This is a genomic window from Paenibacillus sp. J22P277 (assembly GCF_059383675.1).
The window spans coordinates 1-15,312 of sequence record NZ_JBXENS010000010.1; the positions used below are offsets into that span (position 1 = coordinate 1).

Consider the following 15,312-nt stretch of genomic DNA (forward strand, 5'->3'; position numbering starts at 1 on the left):
ACGTGTGGAGCTGACGAATACTAATCGGTCGAGGGCTTATCCAAGCACATTCGGCATGCAGCTAAGCAAGAGACCTTCGCAAAGGTTCGTATCCAGTTTTCAGGGTGGAAGCTCTGAGCAGCAAGACCCGCGCATTCCGAAGAGGAAGACGCCCGTTTGGTGGCGATGGCGGAGGGGAACCACGCGTACCCATCCCGAACACGACCGTTAAGCCCTCCAGCGCCGATGGTACTTGGACCGCAGGGTCCTGGGAGAGTAGGACGTTGCCAAGCACGATGAACCGACTGCAGATCTGCAGTCGGTTTTTTGTTGTCACTTTCTGTTGCCATTTTCCTGTCTAATTCATCCAATGTTGGGGAGAACTCCTTCACAACTCTAACCAATCGAGAGAACATACTACAGGTAATGTTTATTGATGGGAGTTGAGCATGACGATGATGAAATGTGCTCGGGTCATGATGTTGTGTGTGGCCATAATCTTAGGAAATGCGGGCTGCGGCGGGCAAGAGCATATGAAAGAAATCAATTTGCCGCCATTGCCGGCTGAGCCAGCAAAAGCATCGTCACCGCTAAAGATGCACGCTCCTCGAATGAATCATCGTCCATCAACCGTTACGAAATTCCGCTTAACCAGCGGTTCAAGCGGATCAACCAGCACAGAGGGAACAAGCCGACAGCATGTTCAAGCCACTGCCGTGTCTGGGCAGCTGCCTGTTCGGGGGATTTATGTATCCGGTTGGGTGGCTGGCAGCAAGCATCGGCTCGATCGTTTGATTCAACTGGTTGATAAGACCGACCTGAATGCCATGGTTATTGACGTCAAGAACGATTACGGGCAGCTTACCTATCATTCTTCGCTGCCGGACGTGAAGGCTATCGGCGCAGATCGTCATGTGGCCATTTCGGATATCAAGGGTTTGCTACATAAATTAAAGGCGAAGAACATCTATGTGATCGGCCGAATCGTGACGTTTAAAGATCCGCTGTATGCGAAAAAGCATCCGGCTATGGCCCTTCAGAGGCGCGGTGGCGGCGTTTGGCGAGACGCGCAAGGCAAAGCATGGCTGGATCCTTTTCAACAACAGGTTCGGACGTATAATACGGCGATCGCGGAAGAGGCGGCTGCGATCGGATTCGATGAAGTACAGTTCGACTATGTGCGGTTTCCCGACAATGGGAGTAAGGTAGATCGGGAAGTCAGCTACCATAATACGGAGGGAAGATCCAAGCCGCAGATCATCTCGTCTTTCTTGCGGGAAGCCCGGGGACCTATTCATGCAAAGGGAGCGCGGGTATCCGCGGATGTGTTCGGACTCGTGACTTCATCCACGAACGACATGGGCATTGGGCAGTCTTGGCGGGGGGTATCGGGCGCGGTCGACGTCATATCGCCGATGACGTATCCCTCTCATTATTCGACGGGCATGTACGGCGTGAAACAGCCTGATCTGAGTCCGTATGCCATTATTCGCCATGCGCTGACGGATGCTCAGCACCGGAATGCGGTGATGCGCAGCGGAAACTCCTCGACGGCCGCAATTCGGCCATGGCTGCAAAGTTTTACCGCAAGATGGGTGCATCCCCATCAAACTTACGGAGCGGAGCAGGTGAACAAGCAAGTGCAAGCCGCGCGGGATTTGGGCATTCGCGAATTTCTGCTGTGGAGTTCGAACTGCAAGTACGATTATCATTCGTAAGCACGACTACGGAGCAGGTCGCAAGCAATCTTGACAGCCTAAAACCCCTCTGCTACTATTTCAATAATATGCGCGAACCCGTTCATATCATTTAGCTCGAACAAGGCACGCAAACGTTTGAGGAGGAACATTTCTGTGTGGGAAACTAAATTCGCCAAAGAGGGCCTTACCTTCGATGACGTACTGCTCGTCCCGAGAAAATCGGACATTTTGCCAAGGGAAGTCGATGTATCCGTCTCGCTCAGCCCTACCGTGAAACTGAACATCCCGCTGATCAGCGCCGGTATGGATACCGTAACCGAAGCGAAGCTGGCGATCGCCATGGCACGCGAAGGCGGAATCGGCATTATTCATAAAAATATGTCTATCGCGCAGCAAGCGGAAGAAGTGGATCGCGTGAAACGTTCGGAAAGCGGCGTGATCACGAATCCTTTCTCGCTGACGGCCGATCACCATGTATATGATGCGGAAGAGCTCATGGGAAAATACCGAATCTCCGGCGTACCGGTCGTGGACGGCAACCAGAAACTCGTAGGCATCATCACGAACCGCGATCTGCGCTTCATCCATGACTACTCCATGAAAATCAGCGAAGTCATGACGAAGGACAATCTCGTCACGGCGCCCGTAGGCACGACGCTTCAAGAAGCGGAAGGCGTGCTGCAAAAGCATAAAATCGAGAAGCTGCCACTGGTTGACGACTCCAATACGCTTAAAGGACTCATTACGATCAAAGATATCGAGAAAGCGATCCAATTCCCGAATGCGGCAAAGGATCCGCAGGGACGGCTGCTGTGCGGCGCGGCGGTCGGCATCGCCAAGGATACGCCCGAACGCGCGGAGGCGCTCGTGCAAGCAGGCGTAGACCTTCTCGTCATCGATACGGCGCACGGTCATCAAAAGAACGTCATCGAGATGGTGCGGCTGCTTCGCGATAAATACCCGAATCTGACGCTAGTGGCAGGCAACGTCGCAACCGCGGAAGGCACGAAGGAATTGATTGAAGCCGGCGCGTCCGTCATTAAAGTGGGCATGGGGCCGGGTTCCATTTGCACGACCCGCATCATCGCGGGTATCGGCGTTCCTCAAATCACGGCGATCTACGACTGCGCTTCGGTGGCGCGCGAATACAGTATCCCGATCATCGCGGACGGCGGCATCAAGTACTCCGGCGACGTGACCAAAGCGATTGCTGCAGGCGCGAGCGCCATCATGATCGGCAGCTTGTTTGCCGGTACGGAAGAGAGCCCCGGCGAATCGGAGATCTACCAGGGCCGCCGCTTCAAGGTATACCGCGGCATGGGTTCGCTCGGCGCCATGAAGGAAGGCAGCAAGGACCGTTACTTCCAAGAGAACGAGAACAAGCTCGTTCCGGAAGGCATCGAAGGCCGGGTCGCGTACAAAGGTCCGCTCGCGGATACGGTTCATCAATTGATCGGCGGTCTTCGTTCCGGCATGGGGTACTGCGGCGCGCAGGACATCGATGCCTTGAAGAACGACACGCAGTTCGTTCGCATCACGAACGCCGGCTTGCGCGAAAGCCACCCTCATGACGTGCAGATTACAAAGGAAGCACCGAATTATTCACTGTAATCGGGGTTTTTGTCCATCAGCGACGGAAGCAGTAACTTTTGCCCGTCCGCATTCGTTTATAAGGAAAGGAAGCGACAGGAAGATGGCGAGCTTCGCCGTTTTCCTGTCTTTCTTTTATCTAAACGGCCTGCTTTGTGTTACAATACTAGAGTGAATTTATGATAGATGAGGAGAGAAGACGTTGAAACGGAAGAAGGGACGGGTACGTTTTGTACCGACCGTTTGCGCGACAGTCATTGCCGTGATGCTTACGACTAACCTCGGCTCCCATGCCGCCCATGCCGACACGTACGTAGTAACGCCGAACCCGCTTGGATTAGAGGTCCGCTCGGCGATTCTCATAGATGCCGATACGGGGCAGGTGCTTTATTCCGTCGATGCCGACACGCCGCACCCACCGGCAAGCATGACCAAACTGATGACGGAATACATCGTGCTGGAGGAAATTTCCGCCGGACGCTTGAAAATGACGGACATGGTAACGGCAACGAAAGAAGCGGCTTCCATTCCGCCGGACGGTTCTCAAATCTACTTGGCCGAAGGCGATCAGCATTCGGTAAAAGATTTATATATGGCCATGGCCGTGCAATCCGCCAACGATGCCACCATCGCGCTTGCCGACCGAATCGGCGGCACCGAGCAAGGGTTCGTTCAAAAAATGAATGAAACGGCGAAGGCGCTGGGGTTGAAATCGGCCCATTTTACCGGCGCAACGGGACTTGCCGACACCACTGTCATCTCCGCGAGCGACTTGGCCAAATTCGCGAGCATCTTGATCAAGAAGCACCCGGAATTTTTGGATTTCTCCAAAACGCCAAGCTATAAGTTCCGCGAGCGCGACAAGACGGCGATGGTCAATTTGAACTGGATGCTGGAAACCAACAAAAGCATTCCGAGCTTCAAACAATATGCGTACCCCGGCGTGGACGGCATGAAAACCGGTTACATCGGATCTGCGGGCTACTGCTTTACGGGAACGGCCAAGCGCGGCGATCTGCGGTTGATCTCGGTCGTCATGGATTCGAATTCGAAGTCCGCGCGTTTCGTTCAAACCGCGAAGCTCTTCGACTACGGTTTCGATAATTTCGAGAAAAAGACGGTCGTTGCGCCGAAATCGGTTGTAGAAAGCAATAAGACGGTCAAAATAAAGAAGGGCGTGTCGAAAGAAGTGCCGATCATGACGGCATCCGACATCTCGTTCTTGGTGAAGAAGAATGCTACGCCTAACGTCACGCTGAGCAGCGTGAAATTGAAATCCGATGCGGAGCTGGTTGCGCCTATCGCGAGCGGGACTGTCGTCGGAACGGCAACCTATGCGTACAAGGATCCCGATACCGGCAAATCGATCGATAAAACCGTGAATTTGGTCACGTCCGAAGACGTCAAGAAGGCGAGCTGGTGGCGTCTGATGTTCCGCGGACTGGGCGGCTTTATTTCCGGATTGTTCAAAGGCATCATGGATTTGTTCTAAAAAGGATGTTGGGGAGAGCACCTACGGCCGCATGAATTGATGGTTGTCGATTATCCCCGCATGCTGTAAAATTAGTGGTTAGAGCTAGTCCGGATAACGGGAAGTATATAGAAACTAAGCTTGCGCTTCCGGGGCGAGTTTTTGCCCGCAAGAGGCATCTTCAGGAAGCAACGCAAAAACTTTTAGGAGGATTCACGAACATGGAAACAGGAACTTCGCGCGTAAAACGCGGTATGGCTGAAATGCAAAAAGGCGGCGTCATCATGGACGTCATGAATGCCGAGCAAGCAAAGATCGCGGAAGCGGCAGGCGCAACGGCCGTCATGGCTCTGGAGCGCGTACCTTCCGATATTCGCGCCGCCGGCGGCGTGGCCCGCATGGCTGACCCTACGATTCTCGAGGAAGTCATGAAAGTCGTCTCGATCCCGGTAATGGCGAAAGCGCGTATCGGCCACTACGTGGAAGCCCGCGTGCTGGAAGCGCTGGGCGCGGACTACATCGACGAAAGCGAAGTGCTGACGCCGGCCGACGAAGTATTCCATATCTCCAAGCGCGAATTTACGGTTCCGTTCGTGTGCGGCGCGAAAGACCTTGGCGAAGCGCTCCGTCGCATTCAAGAAGGCGCAGCAATGCTTCGTACCAAAGGCGAGCCGGGAACAGGCAACATCGTTGAGGCTGTTCGCCATATGCGCCTGATTACGGGCCAAATCCGTAAAGTGCAAAACCTTTCCAAGGACGAGCTGTACCATGAAGCGAAAAACCTCGGCGTACCTTACGACCTCCTCCTGGACGTACACGAGACGGGCAAGCTGCCAGTCGTTAACTTTGCAGCCGGCGGCGTAGCAACGCCATCCGATGCGGCTTTGATGATGCACCTGGGCGCTGACGGCGTATTCGTCGGCTCCGGTATTTTCAAATCCGAATATCCGGAGCGTTTCGCTCGCGCCATCGTGGAAGCGACGACCCACTACACGGATTACAAGCTGATCGCGGAAGTATCCAAAAACCTGGGTACGCCGATGAAAGGCGTTGAAATCTCGAAGCTGGCACCTTCCGAGCGTATGCAGGACCGCGGTTTGTAAGAACGAAAGTAGGCGATTAACCGATGAAGATTGGCGTATTGGCGCTGCAAGGCGCCGTTGCGGAACATATAAGAAGCATTGAAGCCGCGGGCGGAGAAGGCATAGCCGTGAAGCGCACCGAAGAGCTTCAGGAATTGGACGGCCTGATCATTCCGGGCGGCGAGAGCACGACGATCGGCAAGTTGATGCGCAAGTATGGCTTTATTGATGCGGTTCGAGATTTTTCGGGACAAGGCAAGCCGATATTCGGGACCTGTGCCGGTTTGATCGTATTGGCGAATCGTATCGAAGGGCAGGAAGAGGCGCATCTGGAGCTGATGGACATGACCGTGGCTCGAAATGCGTTCGGCCGTCAGCGCGAGAGCTTCGAGACGGATCTGGACATCAAAGGCATCGACGAGCCGGTTCGCGCGGTGTTCATTCGCGCGCCGCTCATCAAAGAAGTCGCTCCGAACGTCGAGATTCTCTCGATGTACAACGGCGAGATCGTAACGGCAAGGCAAGGTCATCTGCTCGCTTCGTCGTATCATCCGGAGCTGACGGACGATTATCGTCTGCACGCGTATTTCCTGGCCATGGCCAAGGAAGCGGCAGCCGCAAAAGAATAAGGGCTGAAGACTGCGGGATCGCAGTCTTTTTGCCGTAATGGCGGTCCTGCCGGTTGGTGTTAATTGGAGGGCAGGCGGTTTGGAGTATAAGCCGTTTTGGAAACACTGATAAGTAGACCATAACATGCTGAGAGGGGATCACCACACGTGCTCGACGTAAAACTGCTACGGAATGATTTTGCCAAAGTGGAGCAAGCGCTCGCGAATCGGGGAAAATCGCATGATCTGATCGCAAGCTTCCCGGCGCTGGACGGCAAATGGCGCGATATGCTGCAGGAAACGGAGCAGTTGAAGAACCGCCGCAATACCGTTTCCCAAGAAGTGGCGAAGCTGAAAAAAAGCGGCGGCGACGCGGAAACCTTGATCGTCGAAATGCGCGAGGTCGGCGACCGGATTAAAGCCTTGGACGAAGAGATTCGCTTGGCCGAAGCGGAAATCGCCGAATTAATGCTTGCGATTCCGAACGTCCCGAACGAAAGCGTGCCCGTCGGCGCTTCGGAGGAGGACAACGTGGAAATCCGCCGTCACGGCGAAGTGCCGACGTTCGCGTTCGAGCCGAAGGCGCACTTTGAGCTGGCCCAGGAGCTGAACATTCTGGACTTCGAACGCGCGGCCAAGGTCACGGGTTCGCGCTTCGTGTTCTACCGCGGTCTAGGCGCCCGTCTGGAGCGTGCGCTCATCAACTTCATGATGGACTTACATAGCGACCAACACGGCTACGAGGAGATTCTGCCGCCTTATATCGTCAATCGCGACAGCCTGATCGGAACCGGCCAGCTGCCGAAATTCGAAGAGGATTTGTTCAAAGTGGCGGATACGGAATATTACTTGATTCCGACGGCAGAGGTGCCGGTCACGAACGTGCACCGGGAGGAAATTCTGTCCGCGGAAGAGCTGCCGAAAAACTTCGTCGCCTACAGCGCCTGCTTCCGCTCCGAGGCGGGTTCCGCCGGTCGCGATACGCGCGGCTTGATCCGCCAGCATCAGTTCAATAAGATCGAATTGGTGAAGCTGGTGAAGCCGGAGGACTCTTACGCGGAGCTGGAGAAGCTGACCGCGAATGCCGAGAAAGTGCTGCAGCTCCTTGGCCTGCCTTACCGCGTGCTGACGCTCTGCACGGGCGATATGGGCTTCACGTCGGCGAAGACATACGACCTGGAGGTCTGGATTCCAAGCGGAGGCTCGTACCGCGAAATCTCCTCCTGCTCGAATTTCGAGGATTTCCAAGCACGCCGCGCGAATATTCGTTTCCGTCCGGAACCGAAGAGCAAGCCGGAATTCGTGCATACGCTGAACGGCTCGGGTCTGGCCGTCGGCCGCACCGTAGCGGCGATTCTGGAGAACTTCCAGCAAGCGGACGGCAGCGTCATCGTCCCGGAAGTGCTGCGTCCTTACATGGGCGGTCTGGACGTCATCGGCCATCGTTAGACCGCGGCGGGACGCCGGTCCGCAGGCTGAGATTGCAGTTGCGAATGTAAATTGGCCTGTGGTACAATACGTCAGTGACCTTTTTGGAAAACGAGGTTCATGCTTGGATGGAGAGATACCGAAGCGGTCATAACGGGGCGGTCTTGAAAACCGTTAGGGTGCAAGCCCACGTGGGTTCGAATCCCACTCTCTCCGCCACCTATACCAACGAACGGCGCTCAGGGCGAATTAATTGCCCGGGCGCTTTTTTGCATTTGTTACTGCCTGCGCAAGTCGCATAAAATCGGCCCCGGAACCGCATATTATCCGCATGGAGGTGGTGAGTCAAATGAGCAAACGCGATGAATTGTCCATCGATCAGCAAGAACTGACCGCAGCGTGGCAGCGCACCTTGCCCGACGCCATTCAAGAAGCGGATCGCGCCGAAGTGCAGGCCGACGAAGCCGATCCCAAGGCGCTGCGAATCACGATCCATACGGCAGGCCATCAGATGTACAGCCTTGATTTCAAGGTGACGTACGTGGACAGCCGTGAAATCCGGACGACGCTGATCGACGTGGAAAAAGACGGCCGCTCGATCGATGAACGTACCGAAATGATCCAGCAGCTGGTGGAAGACTATACGCGCCATATTCATGAATGCGCCCAAGCGCTTCATGAGCTGACGCATGCGTAAACCGCGCTGACGCCAAGCACAGACAGGAGCGTGCGAATGCATGACGAAAGTAAAGGGCAAGGCCGATAAAAATCTAAGCAACGTGGTTGAGGACCTCGACCGAAATCCGGTCAACAGTCATCAAGCGCAGCAGCTTCAGCAGGATACGAATGACCGCCGCCACCAGGATCAGCTCAATCACGACGAACCGACCGATCTGTTCCATTCCCGCAGCTAACCTAGGCTAAGAGGAGATGCATGCAAATGGGCAAGCCGAAGAGCGTTCCCGTTCAAAACCCGTACGAGGGCGACGGACAATCGTCCAGATCCCGGAAGGCTTCGCAGCCGCAGGAGCCGTTGTCCGGCTCCAAGAAGACGAAGCAGGCAAACCACGTCAGCCATCATAATCCGGAAGGCTAATCGCACTTCATCCGCGTTACCCAGCCCGCTGCTGCCGAAGGATTCGGCCGGCGGGCTGTTTGCCGCGTTTTGCCGCTATTCAGACCCTTTTCCGATGGGGTAAAATGGAAGTGGGCAAGAAGAGAGGGGAAATGCCGGATGAAAGCATGGAAACGCGGCGCGCTGGTGCTGTTCATGGCAGGAATCACGATGGCAGCGGGCTGCAGCTCGTCCGATTCGCCCAAGGAAGCCCTGCTGGACGCGATGGCGAAGACGAATGACGCGAAGACGTTCACATACAAAGGCACGTTCACGATCAACGACGTTCGGCTGCCGCAAACGCCGGGCAGCGCGACGAACAAGGACGCCCTGCTTTTGGCGGCGCTGCCGGCCCTGTTGAAGGGGGCCGTCATTCAGGTGCATGGCGTTGTCCAGAAGGACCCGCAGCATGCCGAACTGACGCTCGACGCGACGCTGGGCACGGGCGATGTGAAGATTACGCTGTCGATTCCGATTATCGTGGCGGCGGACAAGATTTATGTTAAACTGCCTGCGTTTCCGGGGCTGGGGATATCGGGGGGAGTCGTTGGCCAATTCGCGGTCATCGATGCCAAGAAGCTGGCGGAGGAACAGGGCGTTGCGAGCATGCCGGGAGACGGGGAAACGTTGAAGCTTGCCCAAGATGTCGCCGCGGCGTTGTTCGGCAGTTTGGATGAGGAGACGTATTTCAGCGAACCGAAGGCAGCGGACGTCAAAGGCGTACCGGACGATTATAAGGCTGACCGGTACATACGGATGAATATCGATTCGCAGCATGCGGACGAGGCGCTGACGGCCATCGCGGGCAAGGCGGTCCCGCAAGTGATCGAGCTGCTGCTGAAGAACGAGGCGTATCGGAAGACGCTGCGCTTGTCGGAGGAGCAGCTGGAGTCGTCCAAAGAAGCGCTGACGGCCGAGAAGCTGAAGGAGACGGTCATGCTCAAGGCTTTCGATATCACCGGCGGCATTACGGATGATTACTTGACGTACGAATCCGGCACGATTCAGGCGGAATCGACGGATGCAGCGAAAGGAATGAAGCTTGACGTCCATTTCAACCTTATCCAGAGCGATATTAATAAAGCGGTCAAATTCGAATACGAGCTGCCGAAGGATGCCATACCTGTTGATCGATTGGGGCAGCTTGTGCCGTAGCAGCGTTTACGCGCTGGGCTAGTGGCTGCATCGCGATTGGCGATGTTCGCGAGACTGGCCGACGCGCGGCATTGGAATAGGACACAAAAGAAGCGCTCACCGTATATGGTGGACGCTTCTTTGTATTCTATTGCCTGCATCGCATGCCAAGCGTAGCTGAGGATGGCTACTCATCGCCGCATCTGGAAGCAGCGTTCAGATCCGCGGTCACGCGAAGCTTCTTACGCTTGAACCGCGTTCGCCAGACGTTCTGCGGCCTCTTCGGCTTCCCGGTTGGCTTTCGCAAGGACCGCTTCTTTCTCCAGCCGCCCCGTGCCTTGAACGCGGATGATCTGGTAATCCTCGATTCCGAGGAAATTAAACATCGATTTCAAGTAATGGTGAGAAAACTCGTTCTGCGTGTATCAATCATCATTGGTGTAGATGCCGGAGCTTGCTTGGATCACGAGTAGGCTGCGACCGTCTTGCAGCAAGCCGACCGAGCCGTTCGCCGTGTATTTGAACGTCTCCTTCGCAATGAGGACATTGTCCATATAGTCCTTGAGCTTGGAGGGAATATTAAAATTGTGCAGCGGCATGACAATTACGTATTTTCGGGCACCCTTGAACTGCTGCAGGATTTCCCCCATGCGGGCGGTTACGCGTTGTTCTTCGTCTGCGAGCGCTTCGCCGCTCTCGAATTTTCCCCAGGCGCTGAGCACGATCGCGTCCACTGGGGGGACTTCTTCGGCGTATAGGTTGATTTCTTCGATCGTTTCGTTGGGATTCAGCTTCCGGTAAGCAGCAAGAAAATGGTCTCGGACTTGCAGGCTGTACGACGAAGCGCCGTCTACAAGCGGATGGGCGTTGATGACGAGCAGTTTTTCCATATGAAGATCAACTCCTGAAAGTGTATTGTCGACATTGGTTATCGTCGATTTATATTGACTTTAATATAATTGGATTGTGCACGGTTGTCAAAAAAGTTTTTTGGCAGTCGAACCATTTGACGCGAGCCAGCGGGAGATCAGGATTATTATGTACCGTTTAGTTATGCTCGAAGCCGGAGGATTCATACGGAGCCCCCTCAGGCGTGCCGAAAGCAGTACAATTCCCCGAAAATCTAAACCTTCCCTAGAAATAAGACTTTTTGAGAATATCTGCAATTTTTCGCTCCATAATCTCCTCATCTGCCGCGTTCAGATGATTCTCTTTAAACAATCCCGTTTGCTTTATGGCATAGTAATCCAAAAATTGTTGTTTTACCGTTGTGTTGTAATAATGAAGCAGGAAGGGGTCCATTAATCGGCGAAGGACGGGATCATCCTGTAAAAAAAACACCACGGGATTCAATGGATTGAAAATGCCTTTATCAAATCCTTCGCGGTAAAACTGCTGCAAGAGATCGCATCGCTTCGTTTGTGCAGCCGTGATATGCGAAAGTAGTCCGGGCTGGTTTTGTTTAATGTCGGAAAAAAATTCATCGGTTATTATCAAAACGCTAAGCACAGATTGTTCATATATACGTTGGAAGCGTTGGCTAAAGGGGACCTTTCCATCCAATACGATCGGGTCCACATCAACAACTCGTGAAGCATAATCGATTACAAGTTGTTCAATCAAATCGTCTCTCGACGAAAAATGCTTATAAAACGTGGCTTTACTTATGTTCAAATACTTGAGAATCTCATCGATCTTCAAGTGACCGAAGCCGTGCCTGCGGATATGGGGAAGTATCAATTCAAAGTACTTCGTATTGTCCGAGCGATCCATCAAAAGCCTCCTGCTAAAGTAGTTACCGTCATTATAGCGCAAATAGAAAAGTGAAACAAAGTAAACTTTTTTTAATACTTTGTTTACTTCGTATATTCCTCGTGCTATATTTGATTCGCACCGGTGCAGCTTACACTTAATCAGGGAGGTACTATTCTCATGCGATATAAAAAACTCGGCTCAACAGGTCTCTTCGTTTCTGAACTGGCTTTTGGCACCATGACATTCGGAGGAACGGATGCTTTCCGCGTGATGGGCCAGGTCGGGCAGGCGGAAGCTGACGCCCTGCTTGCGCGAGCCTTTGAGGCTGGAATCAATTTCATTGACACTGCCGATACGTATTCTTCCGGGGAATCGGAGCGTATCACGGGTCAAGCGTTGAAAAATATGGGGATCAAAAGAGACGATGTCGTTGTCGCTACCAAAGTGTTTGGAGATGTCGGAACCGGCCCGAATCATCGGGGTTCCTCGCGCGGCCACATCATGGATGCCGCAAAAGCGAGCCTCCAACGATTGCAGCTCGAATATATCGATCTGTATCAGCTTCACGGCTTCGATCCGGCGACACCGATCGAGGAATCGCTAAGCGCCTTGAACGATCTTGTCCGGCAAGGATTGGTTCGTTATATCGGTATCTCAAACTGGGCAGCCTGGCAAATTGAAAAGGCCATTGGAATATCTAATCTGCACCATTTTGAAAAATTCGCATCGGTTCAAGCCTACTACTCATTAGCTGGAAGGGATCTGGAGCGCGAGGTCATCCCGATGGCCAAGAGCGAGGGTTTGGGGCTTATGGTTTGGAGTCCGCTGGCGGGAGGTTTCTTGAGCGGTAAGTATAGTCGGGAGCAATCGAGCGTTGATGGCAGCCGCCGCACGGACTTGGACTTCCCGCCCGTGCATAAGGAACGGGCGTATGACATTATCGACGTATTGAAGGTGATGGCGGAGCAAAAGCAAGCGACGGTCGCGCAATTGGCATTGTCTTGGCTCTTGCACCAGTCCGCTGTCACAAGCGTTATTATCGGCACCAAACGAATCGAACAGCTTAACGAAAATATCGGAGCTGCAACGATTCGTCTGACAGAAGAGGATTTGCAGTCTTTGAATGATGCGAGCAAACTTCCTGCCGAGTATCCCGGTTGGATGTTGGAGACATGGAGTTCGTCGAGAGCACAACAGTTAGAGGACTCGCGGATCAAATGAGGACATCTGCCTCGATATCCTTCCGATAATTTTGAAGTATTCATTTTATAGCATAGAAAAAGACTGCCGGATCGGCAGTCTTTTTGTTTAATTAAAGCGTTAATGCAGGAATGCTTGTCAATGCTTCCGGCGCAAAACCTTGACTAACTACAAGATTGCCAAACTCATCCAGACCATAGACGGACACTAGAGCAGCAGGGCCGAGGCTTGCCGCATCGGTTGAGACTTGCACTTCATAGGCAACATTTCCGGCAATCATAAATGTTACAACCTCATAGCCGCCTACAGGCACAACAAAGCCGTCAACGTAGGCGGTATAAAAAATATCGGAGTCGACCGAAGCAACGATTTTGACTGTCACAGTCGTATCCGCAACATCAATATTGTTCACATTCAAAACGATGGTTGAAGCGGCTGTTCCGAAATCTCTGGTGTTGGTTACGACACCCGTCGAATATGCAGGCATAGAATTTCATCTCCTCTTTGTCAGACATGCTCCATTCTATGAAATATTGATCGTGCTTGATTGGACAAGTTTACCGTATATCGGCGTAGAGTCTAAAGTTTATTGGGAGATGTGATAAAAGGAATTAAACTTTGCGCGTTGGGGCGAGGCTGGGGGCTGCGGCTTTTTCGCCGCCCGAGTATATCCTGCCGTTCGAGTTGTGAGCCATGCTCTGGCGATGTTATTCGTCATTTTAAAAGGCAGTTCTTTCAACGAAAATCATTAAAAAACGTATCGGTCGAGCACCTTTATTAATGACGGAAAAAATGAATAGTGCGAAATCCTCATAATCAGATAAAGGCTCAACCGCGGTACACCAGGAACAGGCCTTTGGTTTTTGCCATTCGCTATGCCATTCGCCACGTAATACCCAACCTTTATCAAAATTTGCTTTATTGACAATCTACACCAATTTGCTGATGTGTGTTAAACTGTAAAAGGCTTAGGTAGTTAGACATCCGTTCCCAATAGCAGTAATTTGCGCAATAGTCTATCAAGGGCAAAATAAAAAACCCTTTGATTAGCAAGGGTTTTGCAAGTTAAGTATGGCGCGCCCGATACGATTCGAACGTACGACCTGCAGTTTAGGAAACTGTCGCTCTATCCTGCTGAGCTACGGGCGCGCGGCAAGGATAATAATAGCATGAAGGGCGCGGACGACGCAACTTGCCGGAAAAGAGAATTTGGCTCTGGCCGGAGCTTCTTCGGACAGGTCTCCGGTTTCGAATTTCTCGAATGGTTTTAATTAGATCCAAAGTCGGAAGGAACTAGTCTTAATTGCATGGATCGTGTTGAATGATGTCGATATATTAACCGGAATGCGACGTTGTTTGTCGACAAGATTTTACAAAAATAACAACGATATGCGTATATAATAGAAATGTTACTATCTGTAACCGAAGATGATGCGATAGGAGCGGTCCCGAGGGCGTCATGAACGACAAAATAACTTTACTCCATGAATTGCAGGTGCTTCGCACGAAGTTGTTTGAAATGGCCGAAGCACGCGGAAGTTTAACTGACCCTGAGGTACTTGCCATCAGCGAAGAAGCCGATCAGTTGATCGTGATGCTGCAGCAAATGCAGCGAGAAGAACTTCTTCGATCCTCCGCTAAACACGCCCTCGCAAACGACGGAAAAACTGGGTAAGCATATCCGAGCATTCTTGCTGCAGCAGTCCGCCCACGAGCTCGGTCTCGTGATTGAAGCGGGGCTCCTGGAGCAGGTTCATTAATGTACCGGCACAACCGGCCTTAGGGTCCGGTGTGCCGTACACCACCTTTCGGATCCGGCTCTGGACAAGCGCGCCCGCGCACATTGGACAGGGCTCGAGCGTGACATACAGGGTGCAATCGAGCAGACGCCATGCCTCCAAATGCCGGCTTGCTTCCCGAATCGCGATCATTTCCGCATGCGCGGTCGGATCCATATTGGTTTCTCTCAAGTTATACCCTCTGCCGATGATTTCCCCGCTCTTGACGATAACCGCGCCGATCGGCACCTCGCCGATGGCCTCCGCACGCTTGGCTTCGCCGATAGCGGCTTGCATCCACCGAAAATCCTCTTCCCGAAAATAATCTGTTTCGTTCACGCGAATTCCCTCTCTTTCCTATCCCAATGTAGCGTCGAGGGTCTGTTCGACCTGTCTCGACTGTCGATAAAACGCGAATTGTGCCACGAACAAATATTCGTTGTTAACAGGTTGTGGACAGAAATGTGGATAAC

The 15,312-nt window shown here is 53.0% G+C and carries 15 protein-coding genes, 2 tRNA genes, 1 rRNA gene and 1 pseudogene; 14 read left to right on the forward strand and 5 right to left on the reverse strand.

The features are described from left to right. Positions 1 to 155: 155 nt before the first annotated feature. The 12 genes from rrf to AC50YL_RS31035 all read left to right on the forward strand — a co-directional run bounded on the left by rrf (position 156) and on the right by AC50YL_RS31035 (position 10,127). Positions 156 to 272 (forward strand): 5S ribosomal RNA (rrf, locus tag AC50YL_RS30980). A 156-nt stretch (positions 273 to 428) separates the two neighbouring features. Beyond that, on the forward strand, positions 429 to 1,697 hold the full coding sequence (locus AC50YL_RS30985; protein ID WP_494837163.1) for a putative glycoside hydrolase: 1,269 nt from the start codon (positions 429 to 431) through the stop codon (positions 1,695 to 1,697). 135 nt (positions 1,698 to 1,832) lie between these two features. Beyond that, the gene (guaB, locus tag AC50YL_RS30990; protein ID WP_494837164.1) at positions 1,833 to 3,290 is read left to right on the forward strand and encodes an IMP dehydrogenase; all 1,458 of its coding nucleotides are present in this window, start codon (positions 1,833 to 1,835) and stop codon (positions 3,288 to 3,290) included. A 181-nt stretch (positions 3,291 to 3,471) separates the two neighbouring features. Further along, positions 3,472 to 4,761, forward strand: a complete 1,290-nt coding sequence (locus AC50YL_RS30995) for a D-alanyl-D-alanine carboxypeptidase family protein (RefSeq protein WP_494837166.1) — start codon at positions 3,472 to 3,474, stop codon at positions 4,759 to 4,761. 200 nt (positions 4,762 to 4,961) lie between these two features. After that, a complete protein-coding gene (gene pdxS, locus AC50YL_RS31000; RefSeq protein ID WP_494837167.1) occupies positions 4,962 to 5,843 on the forward strand; it encodes a pyridoxal 5'-phosphate synthase lyase subunit PdxS in 882 nt (293 codons plus the stop codon). A gap of 23 nt (positions 5,844 to 5,866) precedes the next feature. Next, a complete protein-coding gene (pdxT, locus tag AC50YL_RS31005; protein ID WP_494837168.1) occupies positions 5,867 to 6,451 on the forward strand; it encodes a pyridoxal 5'-phosphate synthase glutaminase subunit PdxT in 585 nt (194 codons plus the stop codon). A gap of 147 nt (positions 6,452 to 6,598) precedes the next feature. Continuing rightward, positions 6,599 to 7,879 (forward strand): serine--tRNA ligase, encoded by a 1,281-nt coding sequence (gene serS, locus AC50YL_RS31010; protein ID WP_494837169.1) that lies wholly within the window; start codon positions 6,599 to 6,601, stop codon positions 7,877 to 7,879. A 109-nt stretch (positions 7,880 to 7,988) separates the two neighbouring features. Next, a tRNA-Ser gene (locus AC50YL_RS31015) sits at positions 7,989 to 8,077 on the forward strand. Between the two features lie 130 nt (positions 8,078 to 8,207). Further along, positions 8,208 to 8,555 (forward strand): hypothetical protein, encoded by a 348-nt coding sequence (locus AC50YL_RS31020; protein ID WP_494837170.1) that lies wholly within the window; start codon positions 8,208 to 8,210, stop codon positions 8,553 to 8,555. A gap of 40 nt (positions 8,556 to 8,595) precedes the next feature. Beyond that, the gene (locus AC50YL_RS31025; RefSeq protein WP_201755585.1) at positions 8,596 to 8,772 is read left to right on the forward strand and encodes a hypothetical protein; all 177 of its coding nucleotides are present in this window, start codon (positions 8,596 to 8,598) and stop codon (positions 8,770 to 8,772) included. A gap of 26 nt (positions 8,773 to 8,798) precedes the next feature. After that, the gene (locus tag AC50YL_RS31030; RefSeq protein ID WP_494837171.1) at positions 8,799 to 8,954 is read left to right on the forward strand and encodes a small acid-soluble spore protein P; all 156 of its coding nucleotides are present in this window, start codon (positions 8,799 to 8,801) and stop codon (positions 8,952 to 8,954) included. A 138-nt stretch (positions 8,955 to 9,092) separates the two neighbouring features. Then, entirely contained in the window at positions 9,093 to 10,127 is a 1,035-nt protein-coding gene (locus AC50YL_RS31035) for a hypothetical protein (RefSeq protein WP_494837172.1), read from the forward strand. A gap of 221 nt (positions 10,128 to 10,348) precedes the next feature. Here the strand turns inward: AC50YL_RS31035 and AC50YL_RS31040 are convergent. Then, positions 10,349 to 10,996: pseudogene (locus AC50YL_RS31040) on the reverse strand (FMN-dependent NADH-azoreductase). Positions 10,997 to 11,240: 244 nt separating this feature from the next. Beyond that, the gene (locus tag AC50YL_RS31045) at positions 11,241 to 11,879 is read right to left on the reverse strand and encodes a TetR/AcrR family transcriptional regulator (protein ID WP_494837173.1); all 639 of its coding nucleotides are present in this window, start codon (positions 11,877 to 11,879) and stop codon (positions 11,241 to 11,243) included. A gap of 159 nt (positions 11,880 to 12,038) precedes the next feature. On the opposite strand from AC50YL_RS31045, the gene AC50YL_RS31050 reads away from it, so the two are divergent. Beyond that, positions 12,039 to 13,082, forward strand: a complete 1,044-nt coding sequence (locus AC50YL_RS31050; protein WP_494837174.1) for an aldo/keto reductase — start codon at positions 12,039 to 12,041, stop codon at positions 13,080 to 13,082. 91 nt (positions 13,083 to 13,173) lie between these two features. Here the strand turns inward: AC50YL_RS31050 and AC50YL_RS31055 are convergent, their stop codons facing one another. Continuing rightward, positions 13,174 to 13,548, reverse strand: coding sequence for a hypothetical protein (locus AC50YL_RS31055; protein ID WP_494837175.1), 375 nt, complete (start codon positions 13,546 to 13,548; stop codon positions 13,174 to 13,176). Positions 13,549 to 14,133: 585 nt separating this feature from the next. Beyond that, positions 14,134 to 14,210: transfer RNA gene (locus AC50YL_RS31060), tRNA-Arg, on the reverse strand. A 310-nt stretch (positions 14,211 to 14,520) separates the two neighbouring features. On the opposite strand from AC50YL_RS31060, the gene AC50YL_RS31065 reads away from it, so the two are divergent. Then, entirely contained in the window at positions 14,521 to 14,736 is a 216-nt protein-coding gene (locus AC50YL_RS31065; protein WP_494837176.1) for a Spo0E family sporulation regulatory protein-aspartic acid phosphatase, read from the forward strand. Here AC50YL_RS31065 and tadA read toward each other — a convergent pair. Continuing rightward, positions 14,699 to 15,178 (reverse strand): tRNA adenosine(34) deaminase TadA, encoded by a 480-nt coding sequence (gene tadA, locus AC50YL_RS31070; RefSeq protein WP_494837178.1) that lies wholly within the window; start codon positions 15,176 to 15,178, stop codon positions 14,699 to 14,701. The genes AC50YL_RS31065 and tadA overlap by 38 nt on opposite strands. Between the last annotated feature and the right edge of the window lie 134 nt (positions 15,179 to 15,312).

Coding starts and splice junctions, on each gene's coding strand:
- AC50YL_RS31045 (WP_494837173.1), bottom strand. CDS start 11,879: ATGGATCGCTCGGACAATACGAAGTACTTTGAATTGATACTTCCCCAT.
- pdxT (WP_494837168.1), top strand. CDS start 5,867: ATGAAGATTGGCGTATTGGCGCTGCAAGGCGCCGTTGCGGAACATATA.
- AC50YL_RS31065 (WP_494837176.1), top strand. CDS start 14,521: ATGAACGACAAAATAACTTTACTCCATGAATTGCAGGTGCTTCGCACG.
- AC50YL_RS31030 (WP_494837171.1), top strand. CDS start 8,799: ATGGGCAAGCCGAAGAGCGTTCCCGTTCAAAACCCGTACGAGGGCGAC.
- AC50YL_RS31020 (WP_494837170.1), top strand. CDS start 8,208: ATGAGCAAACGCGATGAATTGTCCATCGATCAGCAAGAACTGACCGCA.
- AC50YL_RS30985 (WP_494837163.1), top strand. CDS start 429: ATGACGATGATGAAATGTGCTCGGGTCATGATGTTGTGTGTGGCCATA.
- pdxS (WP_494837167.1), top strand. CDS start 4,962: ATGGAAACAGGAACTTCGCGCGTAAAACGCGGTATGGCTGAAATGCAA.
- AC50YL_RS31035 (WP_494837172.1), top strand. CDS start 9,093: ATGAAAGCATGGAAACGCGGCGCGCTGGTGCTGTTCATGGCAGGAATC.
- AC50YL_RS31055 (WP_494837175.1), bottom strand. CDS start 13,548: ATGCCTGCATATTCGACGGGTGTCGTAACCAACACCAGAGATTTCGGA.
- AC50YL_RS31050 (WP_494837174.1), top strand. CDS start 12,039: ATGCGATATAAAAAACTCGGCTCAACAGGTCTCTTCGTTTCTGAACTG.
- AC50YL_RS31025 (WP_201755585.1), top strand. CDS start 8,596: ATGACGAAAGTAAAGGGCAAGGCCGATAAAAATCTAAGCAACGTGGTT.